This is a genomic window from Polyangium sp. y55x31 (assembly GCF_029946505.1).
In the GTDB taxonomy this organism is placed as follows: domain Bacteria; phylum Myxococcota_A; class Polyangia; order Polyangiales; family Polyangiaceae; genus Polyangium.
In genome coordinates, this window is record NZ_JARZHG010000035.1 from 115,065 (window position 1) to 121,339 (window position 6,275).

General features: G+C 68.7%; 4 protein-coding genes. 3 read left to right on the forward strand and 1 reads right to left on the reverse strand.

Translation table 11 applies throughout. The annotated features are described in order from the left end of the window. The first annotated feature begins 36 nt into the window (after positions 1 to 36). The gene (locus QHF84_RS39390; protein ID WP_281318710.1) at positions 37 to 1,242 is read left to right on the forward strand and encodes a winged helix-turn-helix domain-containing protein; all 1,206 of its coding nucleotides are present in this window, start codon (positions 37 to 39) and stop codon (positions 1,240 to 1,242) included. 1 nt (position 1,243) lies between these two features. On the opposite strand, the gene QHF84_RS39395 is transcribed toward QHF84_RS39390, so the two are convergent. Next, positions 1,244 to 2,167, reverse strand: a complete 924-nt coding sequence (locus QHF84_RS39395; RefSeq protein ID WP_281318711.1) for an ADP-ribosylglycohydrolase family protein — start codon at positions 2,165 to 2,167, stop codon at positions 1,244 to 1,246. Between the two features lie 196 nt (positions 2,168 to 2,363). Between QHF84_RS39395 and QHF84_RS39400 the strand changes: the two genes are divergently transcribed. Further along, positions 2,364 to 2,801, forward strand: coding sequence for a hypothetical protein (locus QHF84_RS39400; protein ID WP_281318712.1), 438 nt, complete (start codon positions 2,364 to 2,366; stop codon positions 2,799 to 2,801). 42 nt (positions 2,802 to 2,843) lie between these two features. Further along, complete coding sequence (locus tag QHF84_RS39405) at positions 2,844 to 6,167, forward strand: CHAT domain-containing protein (protein ID WP_281318713.1); 3,324 nt, start codon at positions 2,844 to 2,846, stop codon at positions 6,165 to 6,167. Positions 6,168 to 6,275: the final 108 nt, after the last annotated feature.

The following is a 6,275-nucleotide window of genomic DNA, read 5'->3' on the forward strand; positions in this document are numbered from 1 at the left end:
CCCTCGGACGTACCGCGGCTACCATGCGGTGCCCTCATGACGAAGAAGCTCGACCTCTCGGCCAAGCAGGCACGGCGCATCGCTCTCGCGGCGCAAGGTTTCGCCGAAGCGCGACCGGCGAGCGTGAACCGGCGCCATTTCGCGAAGGCGGCGGAGCGGCTCGGCGTGATCCAGCTCGACAGCGTCAACGTCCTCGTCCGCACGCACTATCTCCCCGCGTTTTCGCGGCTCGGCGTGTATCCGCAGGCGCTCCTGGAAAAGGAGGCCTGGGGGAAGAAGCGGTCGCTCTTCGAGTACTGGGGGCACGAGGCCTCGCTGCTGCCGTTCGCGCTCCAACCCTTGTTGCGCTGGCGGATGGCGCGCGCGGAGGCGGGGGAGCTGTGGGGCGGGCTTTCGCGCTTCGCCAAGGAGAAACGCACGTACATCAAGAGCGTGCTCGCCGAGATCGAGAAACGTGGTCCGGTCACGGGAGGCGATTTCGCCACGGGCCCGCGGGGTTCGGCCGGATGGTGGTCGTGGTCCGACGGCAAGCGGGCGCTCGAATGGTTGTTCTGGGCCGGATACGTGACGACGGCGACGCGGCGCGGGTTCGAGCGGGTGTATGATCTGACCGAGCGGGTCATGCCTGCCGACGTCATGGGCTTGCCCACGCCGCCCGAGGCCGACGCCCAGCGTGAGCTCGTCCGCATTGCGGCCCGGGCCATGGGCGTCGCGACCGAGGCCGACCTGCGCGATTATTTCCGATTGCCCTTGCAGGGAGCTCGCGCCCGGGTGCAAGAGCTCGTCGAGGCCGGCGAGCTCTTGCAAGTCTCGGTCGAGGGCTTCCCGAAGCCGGCCTACCTGCATCCCGAGGCGCAGACGCCGCGCCGGATCGGCGCCCACGCGCTGCTTTCGCCGTTCGACAACCTGATCTGGTTCCGCGATCGCACCGAGCGGCTCTTCGGGGTGAAGGTCCGGCTGGAGATCTATACGCCGGCCGAGAAGCGCACCCACGGCTATTACGTTTTGCCGTTCCTCGAAGGCGACGCCATCACCGCGCGGGTGGACCTGAAAGCCGACCGCAAGGCGAGCGTGCTGCGGGTCCAGGCCGCCCACACCGAGCCGGGCGCGGGTCCGGACACGCCCGACCGATTGGCGGCGGAGCTTGCGAGCATGGCCGAATGGCTCGGGCTCGGGCGGGTCGAGGTGGCGAAACGGGGCAACCTCGCGGCGGCGCTCGGGGCGGCGGTTTCGGCGCTTTGACCTATCCCTGATCGCCGAGCGCGAGCGGCTCTCGCGCGGCGATCCATTCGGCCGGGATCGACGCGCGCCCGGCCGAGAGCGCCACGACACCGCCCGCCATCGCGCACGTCGTGTCCCGATCGCCGAGCCCGCCGACGGTCGTCCAGAGCGCTTCTTCGTAGCTGTCGAGGTGCCGCGCGGCGCACCAGAGCGCGAAGGGGACGGTGTCCCAGGAGAGCACCCGATACCCCGATCCGAGCGCGTCCACCGCCGCGCGCGGATCGTCCTCCAGCGGGATCGTCAATGCCTTCGCCAGACCATCCTTCGTCTCGCCGTCGGGCGTGTACTGGAACGCCGCGCGGAGCAGCGCCTCGCCCGATCGAGGCTCGTCGCCCGTGCCCATGCGCCACGCCACCGCCGCCGCGATCGCCACCGCGACGGCGCCGGCCTGGCCGTCCGGATGGGCATGCGTGACCTCGGCCGAGGCCTTGGCCTGCCGCACGACCTCGTCGAGATCGTCGGCGAAATAAGCCCCGAGCGGAGCTACGCGCATGGCGCCGCCGTTGCCCATCGAGCCCGTCCCGCCGAAGACGGCCTTCGCAGTGAATTGCCACGGAATCTCCGTGAGGATGTTGCGCAGGATCTCGTGGGCCGCGCCGCCGTAGCCGCGATGCGGATCGGCGCCGTAACGCCGGGCGAATGCACGGGCGAGTATGTCTCGATCGATGGTCCCGAGGCGATCGAGCACCTCGACGATGCCGAGGGCCATCACGGTGTCGTCGGTGTACCTCCACGGAGCGGCGGGGAGGGCGCGCGCGCCGATCAGGCGCTCGACATGGTCGGGGTGCACGAAAAAGCGCTCTCCGAAGGCGTCCCCCGTGGAGAGACCGTCGAGCGCGAGGAGGGCGCGTTCCATGCGAGAGGCGTGATCGGCGGGGCGGGTCATGGGGTGGAGGATACCTCAGGCGCTGGGTCGAGCGCTCCGTGTGATTCTGCGAAAGGTCCAGGCGTGCCGCGGCTCGGGTTTATGCGTGCCTCCGTGAACCCTGCGCGCTCCGTCCTCGACTCCACGCGCCCGCCTCGGGAAGTTCACGCGTCCCGAAGAGGGCCCCGGGCGCTCCCTGCGGAACCGCGCGCAGGGCTTGGCCGAAATCCAACCGCTCGTGGAGGCGGTTCCGAAAATCGATGCGCTGCTCGATCGAGACTCGGTGACGGCGGACGACGCCGAGGGGTTGGCCAAGCAGCTCGACGCCTTGCACGCCGCGTTGAAGGAGCCCACCATCGCCAACGCCGCGAAGACCCGCGGCGGGCTGAATGCGGCCCTCGACCTCGAAATACGCGCGCAGGCGCTTCGCGACGCGGCCCAGGCGAAGGCGGAGCCGCGGGGAACCCCCGTGGAGACGGAGACGCAGGACCTCATCGACGGGATCATCGTGAGCCTCGCGCGTACGGCGAGGGAAGCCGCGAACGCGGCAGCGCGGGAGCTCGGCGAGCCGGGCCTCGCGACGGCATTCGAGCTTTCGGCCCTGTACAAGCGGCGCGCTAAGAAGAAGGTCGAGGAGCCCGCGCAGGGCGGCTGAGGCGCTTGCCGTTCGTCCCCGACGACCGGTATCCTTCCTCGCATGCCGGAATCCCTGTTTCAGCTCCTGCTCGATACGCGAAAGGATGCGCTGGGATTCACGCTTCGCCTCCTCGATGCCCGCGGTGTGCAGATCGACGCCCGCGAGGTGCGCCTCTCCGACCACCCCGCGAGCGATTGGGAGGGCGTCTGGGACACCCGCGCCCATGTCAGTCGGGTCGCCAAGGGGCCCGGTGACGAAGCGCGCGTCCTCGACGAGGTCGCGGTTTTTCTCGGCAAGGCGATCCTCGGAGAGGCCATCACGCGTGCCCTCGCCGAGGGCAAACGCCAGCGCACGCTCCTCGTGCGGATCCCCGCGCCCGGAGACGACACGAAACGAAATCAGCTCGCCGCGGCGCTGGCCCGCATTCCGTGGGAGCTCGCGCGTGCACCGGGGGATTCGCTCCGCCTGCTCGACCGAAACCTCGTCGTCCGCGTCGCATTCGGGCGAACGGCGGATGCGGTTCCGAGCGAGCCCATCGAGATCAGCGACGAGGAGCCCCTCAAGGTGCTCCTCGTCTTCGCTGAAGCCCCCGGCTCCTCGCGCCTGCTCGCGGCCCGGCTGGAGCGCGAGCGGCTCCTCGCGCTTTTTTTCGACGAGATCCTCCCGCACCGCCGCGTCGAGGTCGACGTCCTCTGCCACGGCGTGACCCGCGCGCGGCTCGCGACCCAGATCAAGAACCGGGGCGGGTATCACGTCGTCCACTGGAGCGGCCACGGCACCCAGGACGGCTTGCTCGTCGAGCCCGATGAGCCCGGCGGCCGGAGCGTCTCGCTGCGCGGCAAGGAGGTCGCCGACATCTTCGCGGAGAGCGGTTTTTTCCCTTCGCTGTTTTTCCTCGGCGCCTGCCATGGCGGTCACATCCGCGAAGCCAGCGAATGGGCAGCGTTGCAAGCCCGCGCGAAGCACCCCGAGATGGGCGAGGAGGTGCGCAGTGGAGAGCTTGCGCCCTTGCCGCAGATTGTCGAGGAGACGCGCGGCCATGTCGGCACCGCGCTCGGCTTGCTGGAGGCCGGCGTCGAGCAGGTCGTGGCGATGCGGTACGAGGTCCGCGACGTGTATGCACGCCGGCTGGCGCGTCGCTTCTTTCGCCACCTGCTCGCGGACGAGGCATTGCATCCGGCGGATGTCGCGCTCTCCCTGGCGCGCAAAGAGCTCTGCGATGATCGCTCGCGTGCTGGGCAGTACCACCCGGCGGATCATGCCGACCCCGTGATCCTCGGCGCGAGCCGCGTGCGCCTGCGTCCCGCCTCGGGGGAGAGCGCGCAGATGGCGCGCCGGGATCCTCGACCGCAGCCGCTTTTGCCTCGGCCCGTACGTGATCTCGATCCGCCGCACGGCTTCATTGGCCGCTCCGTCGAGCTCGGCAAGCTCGGGCGTGAGTGGCTCGACGGCAAGACGCAACCCGTTGCGCTCGTGCAAGCGCAGGCGGGGATGGGCAAGACGACGCTGGCGGCGGAGGCGATCCACCTCTGGCACGCCCGGTTCCGCGTGGTGCTCGCGTTCCAGAGCCGCGCGGTACCGCTCCGGCTCGACGAGCTTTATCGGCAGGTCCACACGAAGCTCCTGCTCGAGCTACCTCATTACCGGGAGACGGTTCGGAAGAACCCGACGAGCGCGATCCACTTCGAGAAGCCCGGCGATCTGCCGTCCGACACCTGGCTGGAGGCGCTGCAGCAGAACCTGCTCGACGTCCTGCGGAGGGAGTCGATCCTGCTCGTCCTCGACAACTTCGAGACGCACCTCGGTTCCGAGCGGGCCGAGCGTGGCTATCCCTGCCTGGATCCTCGCTGGGACGCGCTGCTCGGGGTGCTCGTGGACGAGCTTTCGGGGCGCGCGTCGCGTGTCCTTGTCACGAGCCGCCACCTGCCACAGGCGTTGTTCCGGATCGGCAAGATTTGCTGGGTGCAGATCGGGCCGCTCTCGGAGTGGGAGACGGCACTCTTCGTACAAGGCCGACCGCATCTCCAGGCGATGGCCGACGCTGGCGGCGAGGCGAAGGAGCTGCTCGGGAAGATGCTCACGCGGAGCGGCGGGCATCCGTTCGTGCTGGCGCAGCTCGACGCGCTGGTGAAGCAACAGATGCGGTCGGGGCGGGTGCTGTCGGAGAAGGGGCGGGCGGCGATCGAAAAGGTGGTGGATGGTCTGGAAGTGCAGGGGTTCTCGGAGGCACCTGGGCTCTTCGGGTCGCTATTGACGGGGGCGGAGCGGGAAGCTGCGCAGGCTTACTGGGAGGAAGTGGCGTTCAAGGCGGCGGATCTTTTGCTGGAGCGGCTGTCGGTGCCGGGGCGGCGGCTTTGTTATGTCGTCACCCGGGCGGAGGAGGCCGTGCCGGAGGAGATGATCGAGGCCGTTTGGCGAGAATGGGTGCCGGGGGAGGGGACGACGCTCGAAGGGTTGCTGGAGGAGCTTTCGACGAGCGGGCTTGTGCAGCGCGGGGAGGGGATGCTGGGGTTCCATCCGCTGGTGGGGGAGCGGGCGGCAGTGTGGAAAGCCGCGGTGGCGGACGAGGCGGAGGGCTTGGCGCAAACGGGGATCCTCCGAGGATTTGGGGAGTGGTACAAGGAGCGGTTCCGGGAGCGGCGGCGCGGCGGAAACATGGTCGAGGCGCTGGAAGCCGGACAGCGTGGGATCCGCGAGTTGGCACGGGCGGGGGCCCTCGATCGAATCGGGGGGTTGGCCCAGAACATGGTCAGCGCAACGAGTAGTCCGGCCCAGATCGAGCCCGTCATCGCAGATTTGCAGGCCGTGGTCGAGTCGGTCCCGGCGGGAAGGGCCCGCTGGATTGTGCGATATGCACTGGCGGACGCCCTGAGCCTGGTTGGAAGGTCTGCCGAGGCCTTGCCATTGTACGAGCAGGTGGTGGAGGCCGCCCCCGCGGGGAGCTCAGACCTCGCCGCCATCTTCCAGAGCTGGGCCAACACACTGGGGGACGTGGGCCAACTCGAGGAGGCAAGAATGGCCTACCAGCTCAGCGCCGAAGCCGCTACTCGGTCGGGCAGGTCGCGCATGGACGTGCTCGGAAGCGAACTCGAGGCCCTTCGAATTGACGTTATTCAGGGTCGGGCAGCACATGCGTTGCCCTCCATCGAAGCGCGGCTCGCAGAGATACAGGCGTTTTGGCATCGTCACAAGGCAGGTGAGGTCTTGCCCGAGGTGCCGGATGGCCAGGAGCTTGCCCGTGTCCTCATCAGCGCCTTGGACGTCGCTCAACATGCCTTCATGTACCTCAAACGATGGCGTGATGTCCTGGATTGCAACGAGGCAATCCAAACAGTGGAGCGCGCTCGCGGGGAGAGCGCACACACACTAGAAGTCATCTCATAAATCGTCCAGGAGTCTCCTGAGGTACACGACGATGCATCCGAGGTGGACGAAGCCGAGGAAGTTTTCGACGTGGCGCTCGTACCGTACCGCGATGCGGCGGAAGCTCTG